Source organism: Paenibacillus sp. BR2-3 (assembly GCF_046529485.1).
In the GTDB taxonomy this organism is placed as follows: domain Bacteria; phylum Bacillota; class Bacilli; order Paenibacillales; family Paenibacillaceae; genus Paenibacillus_AQ.
In genome coordinates this window covers 2,399,570-2,423,795 of the sequence record NZ_CP126311.1, presented here as the reverse complement: position 1 = coordinate 2,423,795, position 24,226 = coordinate 2,399,570, and the positions used below count along the sequence as shown (strand labels likewise).

General features: G+C 46.0%; 20 protein-coding genes. 8 read left to right on the top strand and 12 right to left on the bottom strand.

Translation table 11 applies throughout. The annotated features are described in order from the left end of the window. Nucleotides 1-23 precede the first annotated feature (23 nt). Together PaeBR_RS11490 and PaeBR_RS11485 are read right to left on the bottom strand one after the other, a co-directional pair. A complete protein-coding gene (locus PaeBR_RS11490) occupies nt 24-641 on the bottom strand; it encodes an L-2-amino-thiazoline-4-carboxylic acid hydrolase (RefSeq protein WP_410514935.1) in 618 nt (205 codons plus the stop codon). Nucleotides 642-727: 86 nt separating this feature from the next. Beyond that, entirely contained in the window at nt 728-2,614 is a 1,887-nt protein-coding gene (locus PaeBR_RS11485) for a PAS domain S-box protein (RefSeq protein WP_410514934.1), read from the bottom strand. Nucleotides 2,615-2,764: 150 nt separating this feature from the next. Between PaeBR_RS11485 and PaeBR_RS11480 the strand changes: the two genes are divergently transcribed. Next, complete coding sequence (locus tag PaeBR_RS11480) at nt 2,765-2,944, top strand: H-type small acid-soluble spore protein (RefSeq protein ID WP_410514933.1); 180 nt, start codon at nt 2,765-2,767, stop codon at nt 2,942-2,944. 96 nt (nt 2,945-3,040) lie between these two features. On the opposite strand, the gene PaeBR_RS11475 is transcribed toward PaeBR_RS11480, so the two are convergent. The 4 genes from PaeBR_RS11475 to PaeBR_RS11460 all read right to left on the bottom strand — a co-directional run bounded on the left by PaeBR_RS11475 (nt 3,041) and on the right by PaeBR_RS11460 (nt 9,553). Continuing rightward, complete coding sequence (locus tag PaeBR_RS11475; protein WP_410514932.1) at nt 3,041-4,306, bottom strand: extracellular solute-binding protein; 1,266 nt, start codon at nt 4,304-4,306, stop codon at nt 3,041-3,043. Between the two features lie 15 nt (nt 4,307-4,321). Further along, complete coding sequence (locus PaeBR_RS11470; RefSeq protein WP_410514931.1) at nt 4,322-5,878, bottom strand: response regulator; 1,557 nt, start codon at nt 5,876-5,878, stop codon at nt 4,322-4,324. Continuing rightward, the gene (locus tag PaeBR_RS11465; RefSeq protein WP_410514930.1) at nt 5,871-7,664 is read right to left on the bottom strand and encodes a sensor histidine kinase; all 1,794 of its coding nucleotides are present in this window, start codon (nt 7,662-7,664) and stop codon (nt 5,871-5,873) included. The genes PaeBR_RS11470 and PaeBR_RS11465 overlap by 8 nt, the downstream gene beginning before the upstream one ends. A gap of 86 nt (nt 7,665-7,750) precedes the next feature. Further along, nucleotides 7,751-9,553, bottom strand: a complete 1,803-nt coding sequence (locus PaeBR_RS11460; protein ID WP_410514929.1) for a glycoside hydrolase family 66 protein — start codon at nt 9,551-9,553, stop codon at nt 7,751-7,753. A 677-nt stretch (nt 9,554-10,230) separates the two neighbouring features. Here PaeBR_RS11460 and PaeBR_RS11455 point away from each other — a divergent pair. From PaeBR_RS11455 to PaeBR_RS11440, 4 genes are all read left to right on the top strand, one after another. Continuing rightward, nucleotides 10,231-12,753 carry a glycoside hydrolase family 31 protein gene (locus PaeBR_RS11455; protein ID WP_410514928.1) on the top strand — a complete coding sequence of 841 codons (2,523 nt, stop codon included), beginning with the start codon at nt 10,231-10,233 and terminating at the stop codon, nt 12,751-12,753. A gap of 110 nt (nt 12,754-12,863) precedes the next feature. Beyond that, nucleotides 12,864-14,429 (top strand): alpha-amylase family glycosyl hydrolase, encoded by a 1,566-nt coding sequence (locus PaeBR_RS11450; protein WP_410514927.1) that lies wholly within the window; start codon nt 12,864-12,866, stop codon nt 14,427-14,429. Between the two features lie 189 nt (nt 14,430-14,618). Then, nucleotides 14,619-15,023, top strand: a complete 405-nt coding sequence (locus PaeBR_RS11445; protein WP_410514926.1) for a CBS domain-containing protein — start codon at nt 14,619-14,621, stop codon at nt 15,021-15,023. Between the two features lie 58 nt (nt 15,024-15,081). Then, complete coding sequence (locus PaeBR_RS11440; RefSeq protein WP_410514925.1) at nt 15,082-15,837, top strand: YdcF family protein; 756 nt, start codon at nt 15,082-15,084, stop codon at nt 15,835-15,837. A 127-nt stretch (nt 15,838-15,964) separates the two neighbouring features. Here PaeBR_RS11440 and PaeBR_RS11435 read toward each other — a convergent pair whose 3' ends face one another. The 3 genes from PaeBR_RS11435 to PaeBR_RS11425 all read right to left on the bottom strand — a co-directional run bounded on the left by PaeBR_RS11435 (nt 15,965) and on the right by PaeBR_RS11425 (nt 17,852). Next, nucleotides 15,965-16,552 carry a 50S ribosomal protein L25 gene (locus PaeBR_RS11435; protein WP_410514924.1) on the bottom strand — a complete coding sequence of 196 codons (588 nt, stop codon included), beginning with the start codon at nt 16,550-16,552 and terminating at the stop codon, nt 15,965-15,967. An 88-nt stretch (nt 16,553-16,640) separates the two neighbouring features. Then, on the bottom strand, nt 16,641-17,585 hold the full coding sequence (locus PaeBR_RS11430) for a DUF1861 family protein (protein WP_410514923.1): 945 nt from the start codon (nt 17,583-17,585) through the stop codon (nt 16,641-16,643). 27 nt (nt 17,586-17,612) lie between these two features. Beyond that, on the bottom strand, nt 17,613-17,852 hold the full coding sequence (locus tag PaeBR_RS11425) for a helix-turn-helix domain-containing protein (protein WP_410514922.1): 240 nt from the start codon (nt 17,850-17,852) through the stop codon (nt 17,613-17,615). Between the two features lie 213 nt (nt 17,853-18,065). Here PaeBR_RS11425 and PaeBR_RS11420 point away from each other — a divergent pair, with 213 nt between their 5' ends. Genes PaeBR_RS11420 through PaeBR_RS11410 form a run of 3 tightly spaced genes read left to right on the top strand, consistent with a single transcriptional unit; the run spans nt 18,066 to nt 21,425 of the window. Beyond that, nucleotides 18,066-19,247, top strand: coding sequence for a glycosyltransferase family 4 protein (locus PaeBR_RS11420; RefSeq protein WP_410514921.1), 1,182 nt, complete (start codon nt 18,066-18,068; stop codon nt 19,245-19,247). Next, complete coding sequence (locus PaeBR_RS11415) at nt 19,247-20,353, top strand: glycosyltransferase (protein ID WP_410514920.1); 1,107 nt, start codon at nt 19,247-19,249, stop codon at nt 20,351-20,353. Before PaeBR_RS11420 ends, PaeBR_RS11415 begins: the two co-directional genes overlap by 1 nt. Further along, nucleotides 20,346-21,425 carry a mannose-1-phosphate guanylyltransferase gene (locus PaeBR_RS11410; RefSeq protein WP_410514919.1) on the top strand — a complete coding sequence of 360 codons (1,080 nt, stop codon included), beginning with the start codon at nt 20,346-20,348 and terminating at the stop codon, nt 21,423-21,425. The genes PaeBR_RS11415 and PaeBR_RS11410 overlap by 8 nt, the downstream gene beginning before the upstream one ends. Nucleotides 21,426-21,479: 54 nt before the next feature. Here the strand turns inward: PaeBR_RS11410 and PaeBR_RS11405 are convergent, their stop codons facing one another. The 3 genes from PaeBR_RS11405 to PaeBR_RS11395 are packed head-to-tail and all read right to left on the bottom strand — an operon-like array spanning nt 21,480 to nt 24,222. Beyond that, nucleotides 21,480-21,764, bottom strand: coding sequence for an STAS domain-containing protein (locus tag PaeBR_RS11405; RefSeq protein WP_410514918.1), 285 nt, complete (start codon nt 21,762-21,764; stop codon nt 21,480-21,482). Beyond that, a complete protein-coding gene (locus tag PaeBR_RS11400; RefSeq protein WP_410514917.1) occupies nt 21,757-23,775 on the bottom strand; it encodes a methyl-accepting chemotaxis protein in 2,019 nt (672 codons plus the stop codon). Before PaeBR_RS11400 ends, PaeBR_RS11405 begins: the two co-directional genes overlap by 8 nt. Before the next feature lie 54 nt (nt 23,776-23,829). Beyond that, nucleotides 23,830-24,222: an ATP-binding protein gene (locus tag PaeBR_RS11395; protein WP_410514916.1), complete on the bottom strand. Its 393-nt coding sequence runs from the start codon at nt 24,220-24,222 to the stop codon at nt 23,830-23,832. Between the last annotated feature and the right edge of the window lie 4 nt (nt 24,223-24,226).

The following is a 24,226-nucleotide window of genomic DNA, read 5'->3' as shown; positions in this document are numbered from 1 at the left end:
ATTTGTTGTTATCGCATAGGGCGTCAGTTTAGTTTCCGGAAGATAAAGGTGCACTGTTTAGCGCCCCGGGCAATCGTATTTTCTTTGTCATCCCCGCGGTGAAAACTCATATCCGGTGAATATTCGTTAAACACTACCTCATCCGAGTGACAGAAAACTTCGGTCAACCAAGGAAACCCCATATCGCTGAAAGCTTCATGAAACAAACAACGAGTAATGTGAAATTGATACTGATTGTTGTCTGCTATAATTTCATCGTGAACATTATGACGGATAAGACCATGCTGCATTTGATGTTCGTGTTCGTCATGAAAAGCTTCAAAAGAGCGGGGACTGTTCGTTGGGGGTATGTACCAATTGCGTTGGACAGCATTTGCTACATCTGTTAGAAAGTGCGTAGTGGTCCGAATGGCGACTTCCTCGCCCACGATTTTGACCAACTCATGATACAACGCACCGACCAATAAGAATGTTTTTTTAAATTCCTTTAGCCCATTATCGTCAGCAGAGCTGCGGAATCGGCGGCGATATCCAGGGGCTGCTATTACTAAACCTGCTATAAAAAAGTAGCGGCGCGCCCCTAATACCGGAAGAAGATGTTTGTTCAGGAGGAAAAGAACTGGCGGTTTCTTTTTACTCATACCTGGTTACCCCGTTTCTCAATTAAATGGCACTTCATTGAGTATACTATAATTTTCCTGTAACCGGCAGGTGGAGTAAGAAGTTATCAATATTTAATAAGCCTGCTTAGCACACTCTTTAATTGTTCCAATCTAACCGGTTTGCTGATGTAGTCGTCTAGGCCCGCAGTCAAATATTTTTCCTTATCACTTTGAAAAGCATTGGCGGTAACTGCTATCACTTTCGGACGTTTATAGGGGGGGATCAGCTGCCGAATTCTCTTCGTTGCTTCAATACCGTCCATTTCAGGCATTTGGATATCCATGAGGACAAGGTCATAGTCCTTTCGTTGAACGCATTCCAGAACCTCGACTCCCGTATTGGCAATATCCGCGGTAAAGCCCAGATTATTCAGCATTTTTAGCAGCACCTTTTGATTTACAATATTATCTTCAGCAATCAGGAGTCTCACTTCAGCCGTTTGAGCCTTTTTGTTGTTTTCACCGGAACGGCTTTTCTCTATCTGGTCTCCGCTGGAATCCCCCTTAAGCGCTACAGTGAATGAAAAACACGCCCCTCGCCGGTCACTCTCTTCGAGCCAGATGTCCCCGCCCATAAGCTGGACCAGTTTTTTGCTGATCGCGAGTCCTAATCCGGTGCCGCCGTATTTACGTGTGTTGGATGAATCCAGCTGGGAAAATGGCTCAAAAAGCTTCACCGCCAGCTCCTTTGGGATCCCAATCCCGGTATCCTGCACGGAAATCTTGATGGTTGTGAATTCATCCCGCTCCTGTTCCAGCAGCCTTGCCTCAATATGGATCCCTCCCTGCTCGGTAAACTTCACAGCGTTTCCTACTAAATTAATCATCACCTGTCTAAGTCGACCTAAATCCCCAACCAGAACAGAGGGAATATCCGAATCAATAGAGTAGCTCATCTTCAGTTGTTTTTCCTGATTCATGGTGGACAGCAGATCGAAGGTTTCCAGAATACAGGCTTTCAGCTCAAAAGGTTCAACGTTAAGTTCAACATTTCCCGATTCAATTTTCGAGTAGTCCAGGACATCATTAATAACAGAAATTAAAGCATCCTCACTCTTGATCAGATAATCGACGTATTCTTCTTGTTCCGGGTTTAGTTCGGTATCCTTTAACAAATGGGTCATCCCAATAATCCCGTTTAACGGTGTTCGAATCTCATGGCTGATCGTGGCAAGAAACTCACTTTTTGCTTTGGTGCCGGCTTCGGCGATTTCTTTTGCCAAAATCAATTCTTGTTCGTTGGTCTTTCGTTCCGTGATGTTTCTGACAAAAGCATTAAATATAAACGACTTTCCCCACCGGATGGGTGTAACGGTCAATTCTATAGGGAAGGCGTGTCCATACCGATGCAGGGCGCTTAACTCCATCCGCTTGTTCAAAATCCGCCCCTCGCCAGTATGTACGAAACGGGCCAATCCTTTTTTATGATGTTCCCGGTATTCAACCGGAATAATAAGATCTCCGAGGTTTTGTCCAACCGCTTCTTCTTCCAGCCAACCAAATTCAATCTCCGCCCGCTTGTTCCACTCCGTAACCATTCCCATCGAATTCATCACGATCACTGCGTCGAGCGCGTGGTCTGTCATTGCCCGATATCTCTGTTCCAAATCCCTAAGCGTCACCTTGTCTTCTTTATAACTATCGGTATGGTTAAGAAGCATCCATATACCGATTAATTGCTGTTGATCATCCCGAATAGCTGAGGCCGATACAGCCATTGGAATTCTATCCCCGTTTTGGTTGATAATCTCCGTGTCTTTGAACGGCAGATAATCCTGGCTGCGCAGCAAATCCAGGTTATAATCGGGTAAAATTTGGCCGACCGGCTTACCGATGAGCTGTTCCTCTGTATACTGCAAAAAATTAAAGATGGATTTGTTCACATTTCTGATGGAGTAATCGGGTGAAATAAAAATGGTAATGTCCCCCAAAATGTTAATGCCCCCGCTCATTCTACTCACCCTTTCTTATATAAAACAGGCCATCGTTAATAATACCTAAAATTTAAGATATATACCAATGCCGCGCGGACTCATGAATAATTCTTCTTATTAGTGTGACAATAATCAGGACGATCTAATACAAGGAGGTATGTAAAAATTATGAATTCACAGAGAGCCAAAGAAATCGCCGCTTCACCAGTCATGGAGAACGTCACTTACAAAGGGGTACAGATCTATATTCAGCACGTGGATGAAGACACCGGAATGGCAAGAATATATCCGCTGGCCCAGTCGGAGAATGAGCAAACAGTCCCCGTAGGGATCTTAGTTGAAGAATAATCTTTTCGGTAGAAAACCAGTTATATAAAAAATCGCTCTATAGAGATCCATTCGATCCATAGAGCGATTTTTAACGTGCTTACATAATCCATTACCCTAATTCGAATCTGCCAAAAGCGTATCTATTTCAGAGGCAGCATCGTCCAATCCATCCTTAACGGATAATTTACCGAGAAATATTTTGTGCAGATATAAGGTATACACTTCTTCTATTTTGCTCCAGTTCTTCACAGGCGGCCGCAGAAAGGTATCATCCATTGCCTCGACATAAGGATACAGGTACGAATCCGTGCTCACGCTCAAAGCTTGAACCGCTTCCCTGTTGGTCGGGATCAATCCGGCTCGCGCCATAATAAGCTGTGCTTCCTTTCCCGTCATCCATTTCATAAATGCCCAGGCTTCAGCAGGATGCCTGCTGCCTTTCAGAATGACCAGGTTTTCACCGCCAATAATGGAAGACGGACCCTTCCCCTGTGGAAAAGGCGCGGGGAGGGTTTGCTTAAGGGCATCATGGATCTCCGAATCCTTCAACAAACTGTAGAACCACGGCGCTTCATCCGTTACAAGCATGTTTCCGCTCCGCACTGCCTCCCAGTTGTCGCTGTTAAGGGTCGCGGCCGAGAGGTGAATGAGGTGTTCCTTGTATAGACCTGCCAGCATCTCCACGGCACGGACGGTGTCTTCACCATTTAAATATCCGGAAGCCCTGGTGAAATTCTCGTTCATGAACGAACCTCCGAGACTGTAGATATAGGGGAGCGTATCCCAGGCCTCCAGCCCGCCAAGGCCAATGGTGTACCGATGCTTACGGGCAAGCTCCAGAACTTCACTCATGGAGCGCGGAGCCTCTGTACGTCCTGCCCGCATCAGAAGCTTCCGGTTAAAAATCGCCGACTTGGTATATAAGTTGAGCGGCAGGGAGTAGTATTGGTTCTTATAATGACCCACGCTCATAGCCTTCTGATGAAAGACAGGTTTCAGAGCTTCAAAACCCGGCAGCCCGTTTAACGGCTCAAGTAGCCCTTTTTGTGTAAACTCCGGCACCCAGGAAATATCCATACGCACCACATCCGGTCCACGGTTTGAGGAAGCGCGCGCAATAAGATTGTATTTCAATTCGTTATTGTTGGCTAAGTTAGTACATTTAACCCTGATGTTCGGATTATTCCGCTCAAAAGCCGGAATTAACTCCTGAACCAGTAGCCGGGTTTCCGCATCGTTGTACGTATGCCAGAACGTAATGACGGTTTTGCCATTCCCGTCTAGAGTTTGAACTTGCTTGGGGTTAGAGATCACGGATGTGCTTCCACACCCGGCCGTTAACAACAGAATCAGTAGTAAGGGTATCCACCGGATGACCAATACGGAAATCCTCCTTTATTTCATGCTATCTCTATACTCCACCGGAGTAAGTCCTGTTGTTTTTTTGAACACCTTGCTGAAATATTTAACGTCTTTAAAGCCTGCAGCACCGGCCACATCGGAAACGCGGCTGTCATTCTGTGCAAGCAGCCGTTTCGCCTCCCGAATCCGCAGCTCGATCAGATAATCGATAAAGTTTCTCCCGGTTTGTTTTTTGAATAATAGACTGAAGTAGCTTTTACTGAGATGAACGATATCCGCCAGGCTCTGGAGCGTCAGGTTCTCGGTATAATGGGCAGTTATATATTCCAGCGCCTTCGTGATCAGCTGTCCGCCGTAACCGTTATCGGATAATTTGGGAATAAAAGACTTGCCGATCGCCTCCAGCTCTCTAACCATGAACGATGCCAGTTGTTCCAGCGTCTCCGTCTTGCGAATCCGTTCGTGCTGTTCCGAAAGCAAGGAACCCTCGTCCTCATGCAGCTGATAAACACCTGTAAGGAGGCTGCATGCCTCTTCCTGTACTTGTTCCGGGGTCAGTCCCCCTCTCTTCCAGCGCTCCAGCGCATAATCCACGGCGATTGAAGCCGGTTCACCGCTGCGGATCAACTCGAAGAAGAGTGCCCAATCATGGCTCGCTTCTGTGCTTGTTAATGTTAGTTCATGACAGGATTCCGATTCGCTCCTGCGATACAAACCGCCCAGACCTTCGAAAAACCGTCTTTGGCAGGCCATACGGCTTCCGGTATATCCCGTAAGTATGCCGCATACTCCTTGCTCCTCGGAGAAGCCGATCGACGTTGAAACTCCCCATTTACTTTCGAGCCGCTGCTTCCACAGATGGAGCCGTTGTTCGACCTCCCCATCGTGATCCGGCAAAAAAATAAAGAGGCTGCTTTCAGTTACCTGCAGGGCATATCCTTCCTCTGTCCGCTCATAAAAAGCTTCCTGAAGCTCTTCCAGCAGCAGCTGTACATACAAATAGCCGAGATTTTCTCTCCATTCCTCAGCCGCGTCCAGCATAAGATAAACACAGGCATAGGGCCGTTCCAACCAGGTCGGGACAGCAATGGTTAATGCGCTGGAAGTCTGTTCTTGCATAATCCATCGTTTAACTTCCTGTTCCACACGCTTTCGCTCCAGATAGAGGGCTCCCTGTTGAAAATGATTCAGCTCGAAGTCCTTTCTCCTTTCCTCCTCAAGCATGGACATACTGCGGCGAAGGACGGCAAGAAGATCATCCCGCTTCAGAGTCAGCTTTAACAAGTAATCGACAGCGCCCAGCTGAAGACCCTCTTTGACGTATTCAAAGTCACTGTAATTACTGATCAGGATCACCTTTAATTTAGGGTTAACCGCCAGCGCATGCTTCATCAGTTGAATGCCGTTCATTAAAGGCATCTTGATATCCGTGATCAGAATATCGAAAGACTTACTTTTCAGCGCATTAAGGGCCTCCACACCATTCGCGTAATGATCTTCAACCGAAGCCCCTTCCTTCTCCCAATCCACAAAAGCGCTGATTCCGTTGCGGATGACAGGCTCGTCATCAACAATAAGAACTCTATACATGTTGATCCCCCCTGATCCGTTTTAACAAAATCCTTACGGTCGTCCCTTGCCCCGGACTGCTTACAAAAAGACATTGCCAATCTTTCGCATAATAAAGCCGTAGTGTGTCATAGATATGGCGCAGGCCGATGCCGATTTCTCCATTCTCCATAGCCTTCCCCGGCTCGTTCAGTACCCTCAGCTTGTCATCGCCGATGCCTAAACCGTCATCCTTGATGATAAATTCCAGATCCTCGCCACAACCGCGAATCGTTATCAAGATCCGGCCGCCCGTATTCTTCGGGACGATTCCATGAAATATGGAATTCTCCACCAGTGGCTGCAGCAGCATGCGCGGGATGATGATTTTCTCCGTTCCGGGTTCAACGTCCAGGGCCAGATGGAAGGTTTTCTCGTAACGCAGCTCCAAAATAATCAAGTACTTCCGGATGATGTCCAGTTCCTCTTCCACCGTAATCATGCTCCCGCTTTTGCCCATGTTAGCCTCAAGCAGATGGTTGAGTGCTGACAGAACTTGAGAGGCGCGGTCATTTTGGCCGGAATCAATCAGCCACCGCAGTGTGCTGAGCGTATTGTACAGGAAGTGAGGATGAACCCGGTGCATAACAGCCCTAAGCTCCGCATGATGCTTCTCGCTCTGTTCATTCTCTACCTGCTGCATTAAATTCTCGATTTCATGGAGCATCTTGTTAAACTGTATACTCAAAAAGCCGATTTCATCGGAGGTGCGGACGACCGCCCTCACTTTCAGGTCTCCATCTTGGACTTGCAGCATACTTTGGGTCAATTGTTCGACAGGCTTGGTTACCCATCCGGCTATAAAAAGTCCGATACCGATAGCAATCAGGGAAAACGCGGCGGAAGACAACAAGATCCACGTCTGGAGACGTTCCAGCTGTCCGCTGATTTCAGCAACTGGAACAGTCCCTACAATCATCCAACCGTTGCTCAGCAGCTGCTTGACCCCGTAATATGGTACCCCCTTGATATCAAACTCGAATTCCACAGCGTCATCGCCCACTATGCTATTATATAAATCGGGATTTTTCACTTTCTTGTTAATCATGTCCAGGTTGGAATCGATCATGATTCTTCCCTCGGAATCCACAACGAAAAATTTCCCCGTCTTCCCAAGCTTCAACTGCCGGATTGTACCCACAATCGACTGCCCGTCCAAATGAACCTGCACGAGCCCGATATTTCGCATCGTATTAAAGTCCTTCAGAACCCTACCCACAGGCACAACCAAATCCGTATTAACCCCGCCTCCGCTGAAATGGTCATACTGCAGGCCCTGCCAGACGAGCTCTCCGTCCTTCCGCTTGGCTTCCTTCACCCATTCCTGCTCCGACAAACGGATATCCTTAAACCTGGAATCGGAAAAGTTGCCGCTGCCCCATCCTCTGCCCTCCTCTTTCAATAGATAAACGATTTTGACGAAAGAGTTGGAATAGACGTAATTGTTCAGCAGGGTATTAATATATTGATAATTCCAATTCTCTTCGTAAGATGGACTGCTGTTTAATTGTATCGCCGCCCGCTGGATGTTCAGGTCACTGGACAGAAAGTCCGAAGTATCGATCCCCACATTCAGGATAAAAGAGAGCGACTCCGCCGTTTGTTTGGCAATCTGAAGCGTGGACTCCCGTACGTTTTTCTTCAGAATGGAGTCCGACACCCAGTAGAAGGTCAAGCTGGTGAAGATGGTCGGAATTAAAATAACGAGCAGGAGAACCACTATGATTTTGGCGGTAAAACGGTTGGATATTCGTAATTTATGAAGCATGCCGTCTCTCCTATTTCGTTGTCTTTCTAATAAAAGTGTACAGGATGAAAGCAGCAATACCAATGTTATTTACAGGAAAGAGCACGCTACTCCTTATATTCGACAACCGCCATGTCCCAATATTTCAGCTTCGGCAGCTTCCACTCCAGCACACCGTCACGCTGCGAGAACTCCAGGGATCGAGGCGAGCCGTTATCATAATCAGGGGATGCGAACCAAACTTTGGCGACCGGTCGATCTGTTCTCACAAAAACGGTGACATTCTCCCTCTCTGCCGGCTCTGTCTGCGTACCCTGATCGTCCTTCCAATCCATAGTCGCAGCATCCGTGAAATTGATAAAATGAAATATATCCTTGTCCTCCTTCCGTTTAGAAAAGGACCACACCTTGCCTTGCTCCGCCTGATCGGAAACAGCAATCTCCCCCTTCCCTTCGGCCTTCAGTCCGGAATCCTCCATGTTGTCCCTCAGCAGATTCTGATAAGCGACCAGAAAGTCGTAGTAGTGGATCAGCTGTTCTTCCAAAGCCGGAGAAATGCTTAGATTGCGGTGAGGGAAATATTCTTTGGACAGCATGTTTTCTCCAAGCTCCAGATGAGAGCCGCCTGAGGCAAAAATCACCGCATCCGTCAGCAGAATCCCCGGCGTGTTAAACTCTCCCGGAGCATCGGATAAATGATAATTCATATATGCGGCCAATACCGTGTTCAGCCGGTTCCCGCTGTACCTGGAGTTCTCCTCAATGATTTCTTTCAAATTTTGATATCCCGGATGATTACCCCAAACCTCGGTGTATAGAAACTTAACCGGAGCCTCACGGGCAATAAATTCCTGGCCGAATTGGCCGACGGCATTCATGACATAATCAACATCCAGCCTCTGCTTTGCGGCCTTTAAGAATGCCGGATAAGTCTCAGCCAGGTTGACACTGTTCCCGTCATAGTTCCACAGCTCTCCTCTGTCCCCCAACTGGTCGACATGCCAACCGTCAAAGGGAAGCTCCTCGAATGTCTTCATTTCCTTGCCGACCAGGTAGTCCTGCCAACCTGGATTGGAGGGATCATACATATGAATATCGCTGGCCCATTCTTCCGGAAGAGGATGTTTATCCTGCTCTGTATGGATTGTATCCTTGTACAGCCCCCAATCCTTCTTCACACCGTCCTTTTCCGCATCGGCATAAGCTCCGAATAACAAATTGTAGTTCATCGTCTTCATACCGCGGCTGTGGGACAGGTCAATATAAGTCTTCACCGTGTCCAGCGCAACCGGACGATTAGCAATATCATTCCATTCCGCAGCAGGCTTGCCGTTTTCGAAACGGATAGGTTCCTGATGCTTGTACTGCCAATCATAGAACTGGATGCCATTAATGTGGAACCGGTTTAAACGGCCGATTACCCGGGACATCTCCTCGAAATTCATACGCGGAAAATCCGCCAGGTAGCCGTAACGGGGAAACTTCCCCCAGTCAGAGGAAACGTCCACAGCAATATTCATTTGATCGACAGCCTTGCCCCCCTGCTCATAAAACACTTCAGCCAAGTACCCTTTGCCATCATCCTGTGGCGGGTCCCAGTTCCAGCTCAGTGTATCACCTTCCGCTTTCAGCCTTTCCTCTTTAACGATCACGTTCATGTGCAGATATCGAATATGGAAGGTTTCACCGGAAACCGATTCCTTTAGCTTCAAATGAAACTGAACATCCTCCCCGGGCAGATAAGCCGCTTTGTCCGTAGACAACTCCTCAAGCACGGAACCGATATAAACCCGGTCATCGTTTCGCTGGTCCTGAATGTTGACGGAAGCTTTCTCACATGCCGTTGTCATCCACATAGCGGCGCAAAGCGCAATCGCCCCGGCCGCCCGAAGCATTCTTACAGTTCTCATACACTCACTCCTATTGATCGTTTTTAAACATTATCTGATGGATCTACCCTTGGATCAAATGGCTCCAAGTGCCAATTCACACGAGCCAAACCGCGCTTTTCTTTGCTGCTGCACGTATGTATCCGTTCACAAATACGAAGGTGTCTTATATTCTCTTAATAGCAATAGATTTTGCACCCGTTATTTTTTCCTAAAAAATGGAACATAAATCTGGAAATTTGTTATACATTTCTTTTATTTCAAAATAAATGCGGTTATAGTGTCCTATTTTTCGAAATGAAATAATAAAAAAGGTTGACCTGTATGTGCTGCATTAACGAAAATTGCATTTCACTAGTTCCATAGACCTACATTTCCCCATTTATATCCAGATATATGGAAAAAATTGAATTAACAAACAGCTGGGCAAAAGAAAAACGAAACCACGCTTGATTCCAGGCTTGGCGCTAATTTAACCCGGTTTTAAGCATACATATGCAAACGCTTTTTTACTAGATTATTGACATGTCCGGTAATCCCGTAGGAGGTATTCCCCATTGTCCATGCCGGATTTACTTGCTAATTTGAAAGAGGCACCGGAAGCCGAAGTGTTCAGTTCGGGGGCCGGGTGTGCAATTAACCAGATGAATCGGAGAGGGAGAGAGAAATGTATGCGTAACAAGTTAAAGTCTTTGAGCATGTCGAAAAAAATGGCACAAGCCGCTATATGCCTAAGCTTGCTGTCAGGAACGGCTGCGGCAGTGCTACCGGCAAATGTGGTTTTTGCTGAAACGCAGCCTGAAGCGGACACCCCGTTAAACAAACAGAATCTTAAGCCGTTATCCGTACAATCGTTAGAAGCTTTGGACAATGGAGTGAAGTTGAACTTAGGAGACTATCAGGGCTATATCCGCCTCTTCGCAGAAGACATGGCGAAAATCTCGGTAGTCAAAAATGGCGAAGCGGAATTTGTCTCCCCGGGAATTGCCAAGAAGGATTGGAGCACTCCACGCTTTAAGAAAAAAGAAACGGACAAGGAATACACTCTCTCCACGAATGAAATTACAGTGAAGATTAACAAAAGTCCGTTCGGCGTTAAATTTTTGGACAAGCAGGGCAATGTGATCAACGAAGATGCGGCTGAAGGCGTGGGCTATGAAGACGGAAAGCCGTATGTGTTCAAAAAAACGGATAGCCAGGAAAACTTCTATGGATTCGGCGAGCAATCCGGCGGGTTGAACAAACGCGGTAAAAGTCTCGGCATGTGGAATACGGACGCTTACTCCTATAACAAGAATACAAAATACCTGTATACGTCCATTCCCTTCTTCATAGGACTAAAAGATAAAAAGGCCTATGGTATTTTCTTCGACAATACTTATCGCTCCTACTATGAAATGGCCAGCGAGAAAGACGATTATTACTATTTCTACGCCAACGGCGGCACTCTTACTTATTACTTCATCAACGGCCCGGAAATCGGGGATGTAATCGATAAATACACCGAGCTTACCGGAAAATCGGAAACCCCGCCGATGTGGTCGCTGGGATTCCACCAAAGTAAATGGGGATACACACCGGAAGAGCTGGTCAGCGTGGCCAATGAATACCGCGAGAAGCAAATTCCGCTCGATACGATGCATTTTGACATCGACTACATGGATGGCTACCGCGTGTTCACCTGGAACGACCAGTATAAACAAGCGCTTAAGACATTGAAAGGACAAGGCTTCCGCGCCATTACGATCAATGATCCCGCGGTCAAGCAGGATGAAAATTACCGGATCTATCAAGAAGGAACCAAAAATAACTACTGGGCGAAAAATCCTGACGGCTCCACCTTCATCGGTGAAGTATGGCCGGGTAAATCCGCTTTCCCGAATTTCCTGAAGAAGGATGTCCGCAATTGGTGGGCCGATAATCTCGGCACTGTCCTTAATGAAGGGGTTGACGGGATCTGGAATGACATGAACGAACCTGCTGTGTTTGATGGTCCAAACCATACGATGCCGCTGGATACCGTGTTTGAAGGCGACAACGGAGAGAAGAAGCTGCATACGGAATATCATAACCTTTACGGACATGATGAAGCGGAAGCGACGTATAACGGTTTCCTGAAACATAAACCGAATACCCGTCCATTCGTATTAACCCGTGACATGTATGCGGGAACCCAGCGCTATGCAGCGCTTTGGACAGGGGACAACGTAAGTAACTGGGAGCATTTGCAAATGTCGATTCCGATGAACGCTAACGTCGGTTTGTCCGGTGTTCCGTTTGTCGGAAATGATATCGGCGGCTTTGCGAAATCTCCGGGGAATGTTCCGACCCCTGAATTGTTTGCAAGATGGATCGAGGTAGGAGCGTTCCTGCCGTTCGCACGTGACCACTATGATAACAGTGCGAAGTCCGGTTTGGCAGGCGGTCAGGAGCCTTGGCAATTCGGCAAGGAAGTTGAAGATATCAGCCGCAAGTACATTTCAATGCGTTATGAGCTGATGCCTTACCTGTATAATCAGTTCAAGAAATCTGCCGATAACGGCCAGCCGGTTCAACAGCCGCTTGTTTACCAGTTCCAGGATGATGCGAAAACCTACAACATTGAAGACCAGTTCATGTTCGGCGATTCGCTTATGCTTGCTCCTGTAGTACAAGAAGGTCAAACGAGCCGTGAAGTGTATCTGCCGTCAGGCGAGACATGGATCGATTACTGGACAGGTAAAGAGTATAACGGCAATCAGACGATTACAGTCAATGCCGATCTTGGAACACTGCCTATATTCGTAAAAAACAATTCGATTCTCCCGCGTCAGGAAGTCGAGCAGTATACGGATGAGAAGAAACTGGAGAACCTGATTCTTGATGCTTACCTGAACGATGAGGCCAGCTACAGTTTCTACGAGGACGATGCCGCTACTTTGGATTACAAACAGGGCGAATACAATGTAACTGAATTCAGCGTGGAAAAGAAAGGGAAATCCATCGAGTTCGAGCAAGACAAAAAAACGCAAAACTATAAGTCGGACATCAAGTCCTATACACTTAAACTGCATAATGCCGAAGAGCCTAAGAAAGTACAGGCCGCTAATGACAAATATGCCAAAGCTGGCAGTGCAGAAGAATTAAACACCAAGGCAAGTGGTTACTACTTCGATTCGGGAGAGAAAGTTCTTTATGTCAAAATCCCTGCAAACGAAAAACATAAAGTAAAAATTCAATAATACGATTCACGGTATTACGCCGGAAGAAAAGTAAACGGGTAGGAGGTTTTTCGGCTTCCACCCGTTTTCTTTTTATCACACAGGTCCCAAGAGAGAGAGGAATCCACTTTATGAAAAAAATTACGTCCATTGCCTTATCCCTGCCCCTGCTGTTCAGCTTCGCCTCCGGCGCACTCGCCAAAGATGGAGCTCAGCCCCAGAGTGACTCGAACAACGGAGTATTTTACGAAATTTATGTCAGGTCCTTCTACGATTCCAACAAAGACGGAAATGGCGATCTGAACGGGATTATTCAAAAACTGGATTATCTGAATGACGGAAACCCTCATACGAAGAAGGACTTGGGAGTGGATTCGCTTTGGTTAATGCCTGTCAGCCCTTCCCCGAGCTATCACAAGTATGATACCACCGACTTTTACAGTGTAGATCCACAATATGGGAGTGTGGAAGACTTCAGACGCTTGACGAAAGAAGCGCATAAGCGAGGGATGAAAGTGACGATTGATCTTGCCCTTAACCATACCAGCAACCAGCATCCCTGGTTTCAGGATGCATCAAAGGATAAGAACAGCCCGCACCGGGATTATTATATATGGGCTGACGCGGACACCGACCTGAATGAAAAAGGCCCATGGGGCCAACAGGTTTGGTATGAAACGTACCCCGGCTCCGGAGACTACTACTACGCCCTTTTCATTGATTTTATGCCGGATCTCAACTTCGAGAATCCTAAGGTCCGTGAGGAAATGACCAAGGTAGGCAAGTATTGGCTGAACCAGGGCGCGGACGGATTCCGCCTCGATGCGGCCATGCATATCTATGAAGATATCGATAAGAATGTCGCTTGGTGGGATGAGTTTAAGAAAGGCCTGCAACAACTCAAGCCGGATGCCTATCTCGTCGGAGAAGTGTGGGATCGGCCGAATCAAGTCGCGCCATACTATAAACCGCTGGATTCCGCATTCAACTTTGACCTCTCGGAGAAGATATTGGATGCCGTACAGAACGGTGCAGACAACGGACTGGCCTCTTTTGCCGCGCAAACTCTGGAATTGTACCGGGCTTATTCCTCGAATCCGATTGATGCTCCCTTCTTGACCAATCACGATCAGGAACGTACGATGACCCGGTTGAACGGGGATGTAAATAAAGCTAAAAATGCCGCTTCCATTCTGTTTACATTACCGGGTAACCCGTTCATTTATTACGGAGAAGAAATTGGAATGCTCGGCAAGAAACCGGATGAGTATATCCGCGAGCCGTTCCGGTGGTACCCTGAAAGCGGAGAAGGACAAACGACCTGGGAAGCCCCGCGTGATAATGTCGGCCCAGACACCGTCTCTGTAGACTCGCAAACGAAGGATAAGGACTCCCTGCTCTCTCATTACCGGGACCTGATCCGCATCCGCCATGAGAACCCGGTCCTGGTGAAAGGCGACATTCAGGAATTTCAGACCGGTGACAGCCGTGTTATGGGCTACACGAGAACTTACGAGGATGACTCCATACTCGTTCTGCATAACCTGACCCATGAACCGGCAACCCTCCAATTGTCCAAAGAAGAATGGAAAGGCCGTAAAATTGAGTTTTCCACCTCCAATGGGGTGAAACTAAAGAAAACCGGTGGTCATTTGGAAATTACCATTCCGGCTAATACGACTTGCGGTTTGAAATAACCATGCTGCATCCTATCCATATGTAGCCATTAATACGGGGCTGCCGTGAAGTCATGTAAATGACGGATGGCAGCCCCATTCATTGGTGCATTTATTTCTTATTTGTCTAAATTTAAGATATAGTAATAGTGGATTGGATGTTCAGTCAGAATAAGATAAGAAAATTCCAAAGTAAAGGAGACTCAAGCTATGGAAATATCCTCTTTTTTGTTACCCAAAGACCAGGTAGCTTATATTACTTCCTCACTCTCCATGCAGGAAGCCATGGAGCTGCTCGAAGTACATCATTATACGGCAATCCCCATTATCGATAAGGAAGGGCGGTATGTAGGGACACTTTCGGAAGGCGACCTTTTATGGAAGCTGAAGAATACACCAGGCCTTACTTTTGACAATATGGGAGAAATCCCTGTGCAGGACATTCAGAAGCATTTTCATAATGAAAGCGTTGCCATCAATGCGCAGATGGAGGATATGCTGACGCTTGCAGCAGATCAGAATTTTGTTCCGGTGATTGATCAGGACGGGATATTCCTCGGAATTATTCGCCGGAAAGATATTATTGAATATTATACGAGAAATATAACCGATTAATAGGGAGTAGAAAGTGTGATATCATAGAGCCAAACCTTTAAAGGCGGTTGTTTCTATCATGATTTATTTCATTAAGTTTATATACAGCTTTATCCTTCCTCCCGGACTGTTTATACTTCTGCTTCTGGCAATCACCCTATGGCTCTGGAAACGCGAACGCAAACCCGCTTTGTTCCTGCTGGGAGTAACGCTAATTATGTATCTGTCGGCAACCAGCTGGATCGGCGGTTTGCTGATTGGCAGACTGGAACAGCAATATGCCCAGCCAGACACCCTAAAGGGTGACATGATCGTGGTGCTCGGTGGCGGAGCAACCCAAGGAACCCCCGATATTAACGGCGAAGGCAATCTGTCAGGCTCGGCAGCCAATCGGCTGCTTACTGCCGCCAGACTATACCAAACGACCGGGCTTCCGATTCTCTTCTCCGGGGGGAAAGTATTCCCCGACAGCGGAAATGAGGCTGATATCTCCCGCAGACAGCTGCTGGCGCTCGGCATTCTGGAGAAGGATATCTATATCGAGAACCGCTCTCTGAATACCGAACAAAATGCCAGTTACACTTTATCACTCCTGAATTCCGGCGGCTTTTCGGCCCCTGTTCTGATTACGTCTGCCTTCCACCTGCCGCGGGCGGTTCTGGAGTTCCGGCAGGCCGGGGTTCATGTACAACCCTACCCTACCGACTATCTGACCAGCAGCCCGGAATACTTATATGCGGCGAAGCTCACACCTTCAGCAGCAGGGCTTTCGTTAACCGGAACTGCGCTGAAGGAGTATCTCGGAATACTGGCCGCAAAATTCCGTGGACTCTGATCTGCACGACAAGGCAAACCTCGAAACGTCTGCACAGAACACCCGTTGCTCGTACAATACAAAGAGGCTGCACCGGTCTCATGACAATGGCCTGGTGCAGCCTCACTCTATATTTAGGTATTTTAAATTAAGCCGTTGTTACGGTTGCCGGTTCTTCTGCAGTTTCATCATGCACCGTTTTGATCTGAATCATCACGCTGCCGGGATCTGTCAGCACTTCAATTCCATCCTGGAAGATCAGGTCGGAAACAAGGAGCTGGTCGCCGACATCAAGGTTGCTGATATCCACTTCCATGGAAGACGGCAACACATCAGGCATACAACGGACTTCCACTTCGTACAATTCCACCTGCAAAACTCCACCGGATTTCAAGCCGATTGCTTCTCCGGCAAAATGAACGTTAACTTTGCTGTCCATGATTTTAGTCATGTTCACATGGTGAAAGTCGATATGCAACAGTTTGCCTGACAAAGCATCTCTTTGGATGTTCTGAATAACAACAGGCATTTCTTTGTCATCCGATAATTTACCCTGCAGAATCGCCCGTGGATTCTTTTTTAAAACATCCAGCATTTCCTTTTCATTCACTTCCAGCGTTAAAGTATCTTTACCCATTCCATATAACACAGCCGGGATCCGTCCTTGTTTTCTTGCCTGATTCAATTGGGAATTAGTTGTACCCGTGCGTTTGTTTAATTGAATAAATTTACTCATTGTTTGTTCCTGCTCTCTTTTGACCATAAATTCTTGTCAGATCGATTATACCATGACCATAGAATCTAGTCAAATATCCCTCCGCTTCTCATTCATATTCGAGAAAGGGATCCGGAATCTCGAGGGTGTAAGCCTCGGCATCACTAACGCCAACGGACAGAACTGCCCGGCCATTATCTGACCGTATAATTCCCCCACTAAAGATAACATCCTGCAGGTCTGGACGTTTGCCGGGGCCGATTGGAAAATCACTTCTCGCCGCAATAATTTTTATGGGTGTTGTCTCAAAGGTCTCGGTATTTACCGTGAAAACCATAGCATAATAGTGCTTAATATCTAATTTATCCAGGCAGGCTATATGCCCCAGAACGCCCACATGGCCATTCTTCAATAAATGTGCTTCATTCGCGCCGCCCCACTCTTCGGGAACAAATTGATCTTGAAACACTTCTGCATTGATGAAGGTTTGCTCATTCAACTCATCCAGCGAATGAATAATGGTAAATCCGATTTGCCCTCTTCCGCCCCTTGCTCCTTGCGGCCTTGTAAATACACCTATTCTGCCATCTGTAAGCTCAATCAGACGAATATCCTTCATCGTACCCGGACCGGATGAAAAGTGGCATAACGAATCAATATTGAACCCGCGATAAAATTGAGTGACCCATGACACAATTTTCTGGGGATGATCGGCTGCAGTGATGACTTCAACTCCGCCAACAATTAATTCACCTTGGATGATAGCCCAGCAGGGATCCTGCAGGTTATAGGTATGTGTATGTACACGGGGACTCCAAACCTCCTCGTTATTGCATATAAAAAAGAAGACTTGAGAGAACTCGCTATCCCGTTCCTCAACTCTTCCCAAGATGACTTCCTCCCCGTTATACCGAAACGGGGCCGTTATATTATATACATCGCGTTTTCCAACACCAGAGAATTCCAGCTTCTCCACTTTCGCTACTCGGAGATTGGCATAAAAGGTATCCAGCAGCTGGTTACAGGTTGCTGTCTTTACCGGGTTCCTTGTCATTGCCTTCCTCCTCATAATCTATTCGGTTTATCTATTTGTATAATCACTTTCTTCATCCGCTTCGATTCTAATAAGTTCCCCCGGCTGAACATTAAAGTATAGACAAAGCTTCAGCAACAAATCCCTGGGGTACTGTACCATCTCATCTTTATACATACGACGGATAGAATCAAAGTGGTAATTAACATCCTTTGCAAGCTTGCGAATAGATAACTTTGGATCGTGATTTTCCATAACCTCACTCAATTTGCTGCGTATGACCGGCATACATCCACCTCCTCTAATAATATATATGGTGAACGGTGGAGAGTCAATAATTTGACAAGATAAAATGGTCATGGTATAGTAGGCGCAGGAAACAATTTACATCACTAGTATTTTCAGAAAATTTAATACCGCTTTCTTTTTAGAAAATAAAGACCTCTTTATTTTCTTTTTTTATTCAAAAATTGCAAGATTAAATAGGGAGGCTCATTTATTATGAAAAGAATCATCAACAACCGAAACATCGTTTTTCTATCCACCAGTCTTCCGAGAGAGTGCGGTATCGCTACGTTCACACAGGATTTATTAGATCAATTTGTACATCTTCAAGGTTTCAATACACCCCGGATCATTGCCGTCAACAACAACGAAACTTACCACTATGAGGAACAAGTGATGAGAGAAATTGACCAGCACAAGCTGTCTGATTATATAGATACGGCTGATTATCTTAACCAATCCAATGTTAATCTTCTTGTTATCCAGCATGAATTCGGTATTTATGGCGGAGAAAGCGGGGAATATTTGATTCCATTTGTTGAAAGACTCCAAATTCCTTATATCGTCGTTTTTCATACCGTATTAACAAAACCTTCTGCGAAGCAGCTGCATATCATCCATCGGATTGCGCAACTAAGCGTTAAGGTCGTAACGATGGCGCAGTCTACCGTCAAGGATTTGATCTCTATTTATGGAATTGACACTGCAAAGGTCGCTTTTATTCACCATGGCGTGCCTTATGTCAAAACAGAATCCAGAACAAAGCTTAAAGAGAAATATGGCTTTGCAAACCGGAAAATCTTATCCACTTTTGGCTTTCTAAGTCCTGGTAAAGGAATTGAATATAGCATTGAGGCCATGCGCGGAGTGGTCAAACAGCATCCGGATTCTCTCTATATCATTTGGGGGAAAACACATCCGGTCGTCAAACAGGAAATAGGCGAGGTATACAGACAAAAGCTGATCGATCTCGTGAAACAATTCGATTTGAGTCATAATGTGCTCTTCGTTGACAAGCTGTTGACGCAGGAGGAAGTCATTCAATCCCTGGTTATGTCAGATATCTATATGACTCCTTATTTAGGCAAGGATCAGGCTGTTAGCGGCACTTTGGCCTACGGCGTCGGTTATGGACGGGTCATTGTTTCCACTCCTTACCGCTATGCCGAGGAAATGCTGGCAGAGGGCAGGGGTCTGCTCGCAAACTTCCGCGATTCCGCCTCTCTGGAAGCTCGTATACTACAGTTACTGGATCATCCTGCGCTAGTCAAAGAAATGGAACAGCGAACACTTGAGCTTGGAAAAACCATGTTATGGAGTGAAATCGCCAAAACCTATGCCGCGTTGTTCCAAGAGGAAATTAAAACTTCAGATGTTGCCAATAGGAGTGTGGTTTAATGCAATCACCAACGAAATTAAAGTTTAAGTCCGATTACATGCGCAGAATAACGGATGATACCGGGATTTTTCAGCATACCAAGTTCGGAGTTCCCGATCGCTCGAAGGGCTATACGACTGATGATAACGCACGGGCATTAATTGCAGCCGTATTAATGTACAACGATACCAAAGATTCAACAGCACTCGATCTGATTCATACTTACATCTCCTTCATCCATCATGCTCAGAACGCAGAGGGAAACTTCAGAAATTTTATGGATTATAACCGTTCATTTATGGAGGATAGCGGCTCTGAGGACTGTCAAGGACGCACATTATGGGCACTGGGATTTGCGCTCTCCCACTCCTCCTCCCTGCCCGATAATTTACTCAACACTTGCCGTTATTTAATCAATCAGGCATTACCACATCTCGAAGCACTCGGTTCTCCCCGTGCCGGGGCGTATGCCCTTATCGGTTTAAGTTACCTAATCGAAACACCTAATGCCTTAACTTACTCCTTTCCCTATCCCCACACGCCAAGTACCGCAGAAGAGAAGGCATTTCTGCCAAAAAAACTCATCATGGATTTGATTGAAAAAATAGCGGTTCGTCTGCACAATCAATATACCCGCAATAAAGGAAATGGTTGGAACTGGTTCGAAGACAGCATGACTTACGGAAACTCAATGCTTCCATGGGCCCTTTTAAAAGCATTCCGTATTTCGAAAAACGTTGGTTTGAAAAACACGGCGAAAGAGAGCCTGGATTTCCTGGCATCCCAAACCTTCTCCGAAGAGGGATATTATAAGCCGATTGGCAGCCATGGATGGCTGCTGCGGGACGGAAAGACCGCTCCCTATGACGAACAACCGATTGAAGCCTGTGAAATGCTTCTTGCATGTAAAGAAGCCGCGATCGTGCTCCATGACCCTTCTTATCTTAAACAAGCAGCCTTGTGCTACGAATGGTATTTAGGACATAATTCATTGAAAATCTCATTAATTGATCCCCAAACCGGAGCTTGTTATGATGGCATCCATAGCGCGGGGTTGAACCTTAATCAAGGCTCGGAAAGTATTATTTCTTACTCTATTGCCCATCTGGTGATGCATCATGAATAAATTTGCCACTATCCTTGCAGGCGGAGGCGGAACACGCTTTTGGCCGCTGTCCAGACAAGAGATACCGAAGCAGCTTCTTAATATAAGCGGAAATGATATTATGTTAAATGATACCATCGAGCGCTTCAAAGGCATTATCCCTCAGGAAAATACAGTGATTGTTACAAATCGTTCTCAAGCCGTATTGCTGGAGAGTATCATGCATAGCAGTGTATTAAAAGGTAATATTTTGATCGAACCGGTCGCGCGAAACACAGCTGCAAGTATACTTTTTGCGGCGTTGTCCATAGAAAAATCCCACGGCGATTCTTTAATGGTCGTACTGCCTTCCGATCATCATATAACGGATGAAGCACAATTCCGGTCAACGCTGGATGAAGCCTGTACAGTCGCAATGGAATCGGATAAAATCGTAACCATCGGAATTAAGCCTACCTTTCCTTCAACAGGCTACGGCTATATAGCCTTTGATAAAGAGCCTATAGCTGTTAGTCCAGTGGCTGTATACGATGTAGCGGAATTTGTAGAGAAACCGAACTTCCAAAAAGCGCAAGACTATTTGTCCTCAGGTAATTATTTATGGAACAGCGGGATATTCATTTGGAAAACCTCAGTAATTATTGATAATTTCAAACGTTACCTTCCCAGGCTGTACAAGTCGATGCTTCCAATCCGTGATGTACTGGGTACGGAGCACGAAGAGGAGACTATTAATCAGATTTATCCCACACTCCAAAGCATTTCGATTGATTACGGCATCCTTGAACGCTCCGATGAAGTTGTTGTTCTGTCCGGTCAATTTGGCTGGAATGATATCGGCAGCTGGGATATGCTTGGCGCTATTTTCCCCCCGGATGAATCGGGCAATATTATTAAAGCGAATCACATTGGGATAGATACACGGAATTCAATCATCTATGGCAACGGGAGACTAATCACTTCAATAGGCGTAGATGGCTTCATCATTGCGGACACCGGGGATGCGCTTTTAATCTGTCCCAAGGACAAAGCGCAGTCTGTCAAAGACATTGTCGACTTGTTGAAGGAAAAGGGAATGACTGAATATATTTAAAAAAAGCAATAGGAGAATGGGGGTTTGCCCAATCCTATTGCTCTTTAGGTTTTCCTAAAGCATTTCAAAAACATTAGTCAATCTTGTCAATTCAAAAACCTTTCGCACGTTAGCGTTCAAGGATTTCAGCTTTATGCCGCCGCCACCTTCAACACTCTTCTTGTAGGAGCTTACAATCACACCTAATCCTGTACTGTCGATAAAGCTGCACTCGCTGAAATCCAATAAAAAACTTACAGCATCAGGGCTACTGTTCAAATGCTCCCGAACGGTTTCCCGGAAATGGGCAGCCTCTTCTACTGAAAATATTTCCGGCATTTTGATGACAATCTCACGCATGTAATTCACCTCTGATTTTAAAATTCTCCACCAGGTTTTCCAGTTCGGAGGCCATAGCGCTTACTTCCTCTGCGGAAGCCACAAAGTTGTTAACCGTTGCTGCCTGCTCTTCTATCGCACTGGAAACACTTTCGCTATTGACCGCCGCTATTTCCGATGTTGTCCCCATGGAGTCAATCAGCTTCACAATCTGTTCTGAGGTTGCTACCTCATCCTTGGTGATATCCAGAATTTCCTGTACATTCTCCGTTATCATTTCCACAGCGTCAATAATATGAACAAAGGCATGGTCTGTTTCATGCGCAATTTTCACGCCTTCCGTTACCGCTTCGGACGCGCTTTTCATCGAAATAACCGCCAGCTCGATTTTGGAAATCATACTCTGAACCAATTCGGATATTTCATTGGCCCGGAAATGGGATTCATCTGAAAGCTTACGGACCTCACCTGCCACTACGCTGAAACCCCGGCCATGCTCCCCGGCTCTGGCTGCTTCAATCGCAGCATTCAGTGCAAGCAGATTCGTTTGCCGGGCAAGCGCATTAATCGTTCCAATAATCGTAGAGACCTTATCGGACATTTCATTAACCGATTCCAGCAAGCTCTCTGTCTCGTTAGTGCTGCTGCTAATGGTATCCATGGCTTTAACCGTATTTATGACTCTGGTTCTGCCGGACTGTGCCGCCTGATTAGTCACATTTGCATTGGAGTGAGTAGCAGCCGCTTTATTTTGTGCCAGTTGAACAAGACTGGACAGCTGCACCAATACCTGGGAGGCATTTACTACCGACTGATTATTATTCTCCGCACCTGTAGCTATTTCCTCGGTGCTGGAGCTTATTTCCTGGATGGAGGCACTGATTTGCTCCGAAGATGCAGCCATTTCTTGAGACATGGAGGTTAACAACTCGGAGTTCACCCTAATTTTTTCAATTACGGCTCCCTGCTTGTTGATCATCATATTAAAGGACTCACTCAATTCCTGAAGCTCATCACCCGTTTGGATGGAAGTGTGTACGGTCATGTCCCCCTCTCCGGCTAAAGCCATTGCTTTCTTCAGCTTCTGAACAGGATTGATTATACTCCGTTTTGTAAATAAGTAACCTATAAGCAGAGCAACCAGGATAAAGATGGCTGTAACCAGTATGGTTTTGTTGCGGATTTCCGTTGCTGGCGTCATGTATTCCTTATAATTCGCTGTAGTCGCTACAACCCAGTTGCCCGCCGGTTGAAATGACACAAATTTATATTGGCCTTCATAGGTATAAAACCCGTGGGAGGTCTTTCCGGCCTTCATTTCTTGCACCAAATTATTCAATTCCTTATTGCTGTTGCCATCTAGGTTATCCTTAAGAATCTTCTCCTTAACAGGATGGGAGACAATAAGCCCTTTACGGTCAATCATATACGCGTAACCGGTTTCTCCAACCTTAACCTTTGCTGCAGCATTGGATATGCTGTCAAAGACAATGGTACCGATCAGCACCCCCGTTGTTTCCCCATTGCTGCCTAGAGGATGTGCGATTGCTACGATAGGCTTATTAGTAACTCTCGAAATAATAACTTCACTTGTCGATTCCTTCCCTGTAAGGGCGGTTTGAAAATACTCCCTGTCCTTCACATTCATATCAGGAGATTCGGATTGGTTCGTTAGAAGTGCTTTCCCTTCCGTATCTGCAATAATGATCGTTTCAAATTGGGCCGCATTATCTTTTTGAAAGCCGGAAATATATTGATAAGCGCTTTTCATTAAAGTCTCATTCTCAGGATTAGCAGTAAGCTCTGCCAGTGTCTCATTCTTGCTCGCAATTTGCAGATAATGACTGGAGGACTCCAAAGCGACATCAATCGATTCTGCCGCAGCAGCCGTAGTATTGCTCAGCTGTTCTTCTATCGTCGTCTGTAACGATTGTGATGCCAGATTGTAGGAGATTAGACCCGATATGGATAAGGGAATGCTTATCATCAAAAGCAAAAATATACTAATTTTAACCTTTAAACTTAACTTCATAGTGAATGTTCCTCTCTGATACCCACTCAAAGCAACTCTCTCTGATGTTAATAATTATGGATAGGTTAATGTTTTATTGATATGTATTGTATTTTGGATCATTTTTACGTTATCCGATAAACACCGGATCAAATATAACCCCCTCCCTCCTTCATCGAGTAAATGTTCATTCTTGATTTCATCCGGAAAGATCAACTGCTTGAACCCCTCTCCGCAATCCTCCACCTGAATATTCAAACACCGGTTTCTAACCGAATATCTGATCATAATCGGCTTGGCAGAGTCAGACTGATTCCCGTGATAATGGGCGTTCATTACAGCCTCCACCAATATTAATTTGACATCAAAGGCGCATGCTTCGATTCTGAGCTCCCGGATGATTGTATCGATGACACCCTGATGATGCTCTATACCGTAGAGCGACACTTCCTTATGAATAGACTCCATATTC

Excerpts from the sequence above, each read along its gene's own strand:
- PaeBR_RS11490 (WP_410514935.1), bottom strand. The coding sequence starts at position 641 with ATGAGTAAAAAGAAACCGCCAGTTCTTTTCCTCCTGAACAAACATCTT.
- PaeBR_RS11485 (WP_410514934.1), bottom strand. The coding sequence starts at position 2,614 with ATGAGCGGGGGCATTAACATTTTGGGGGACATTACCATTTTTATTTCA.
- PaeBR_RS11480 (WP_410514933.1), top strand. The coding sequence starts at position 2,765 with ATGAATTCACAGAGAGCCAAAGAAATCGCCGCTTCACCAGTCATGGAG.
- PaeBR_RS11470 (WP_410514931.1), bottom strand. The coding sequence starts at position 5,878 with ATGTATAGAGTTCTTATTGTTGATGACGAGCCTGTCATCCGCAACGGA.
- PaeBR_RS11465 (WP_410514930.1), bottom strand. The coding sequence starts at position 7,664 with ATGCTTCATAAATTACGAATATCCAACCGTTTTACCGCCAAAATCATA.
- PaeBR_RS11460 (WP_410514929.1), bottom strand. The coding sequence starts at position 9,553 with ATGAGAACTGTAAGAATGCTTCGGGCGGCCGGGGCGATTGCGCTTTGC.
- PaeBR_RS11455 (WP_410514928.1), top strand. The coding sequence starts at position 10,231 with ATGTCGAAAAAAATGGCACAAGCCGCTATATGCCTAAGCTTGCTGTCA.
- PaeBR_RS11450 (WP_410514927.1), top strand. The coding sequence starts at position 12,864 with ATGAAAAAAATTACGTCCATTGCCTTATCCCTGCCCCTGCTGTTCAGC.
- PaeBR_RS11445 (WP_410514926.1), top strand. The coding sequence starts at position 14,619 with ATGGAAATATCCTCTTTTTTGTTACCCAAAGACCAGGTAGCTTATATT.
- PaeBR_RS11440 (WP_410514925.1), top strand. The coding sequence starts at position 15,082 with ATGATTTATTTCATTAAGTTTATATACAGCTTTATCCTTCCTCCCGGA.
- PaeBR_RS11435 (WP_410514924.1), bottom strand. The coding sequence starts at position 16,552 with ATGAGTAAATTTATTCAATTAAACAAACGCACGGGTACAACTAATTCC.
- PaeBR_RS11430 (WP_410514923.1), bottom strand. The coding sequence starts at position 17,585 with ATGACAAGGAACCCGGTAAAGACAGCAACCTGTAACCAGCTGCTGGAT.
- PaeBR_RS11425 (WP_410514922.1), bottom strand. The coding sequence starts at position 17,852 with ATGCCGGTCATACGCAGCAAATTGAGTGAGGTTATGGAAAATCACGAT.
- PaeBR_RS11420 (WP_410514921.1), top strand. The coding sequence starts at position 18,066 with ATGAAAAGAATCATCAACAACCGAAACATCGTTTTTCTATCCACCAGT.
- PaeBR_RS11415 (WP_410514920.1), top strand. The coding sequence starts at position 19,247 with ATGCAATCACCAACGAAATTAAAGTTTAAGTCCGATTACATGCGCAGA.
- PaeBR_RS11410 (WP_410514919.1), top strand. The coding sequence starts at position 20,346 with ATGAATAAATTTGCCACTATCCTTGCAGGCGGAGGCGGAACACGCTTT.
- PaeBR_RS11405 (WP_410514918.1), bottom strand. The coding sequence starts at position 21,764 with ATGCGTGAGATTGTCATCAAAATGCCGGAAATATTTTCAGTAGAAGAG.
- PaeBR_RS11400 (WP_410514917.1), bottom strand. The coding sequence starts at position 23,775 with ATGAAGTTAAGTTTAAAGGTTAAAATTAGTATATTTTTGCTTTTGATG.
- PaeBR_RS11395 (WP_410514916.1), bottom strand. The coding sequence starts at position 24,222 with ATGGAGTCTATTCATAAGGAAGTGTCGCTCTACGGTATAGAGCATCAT.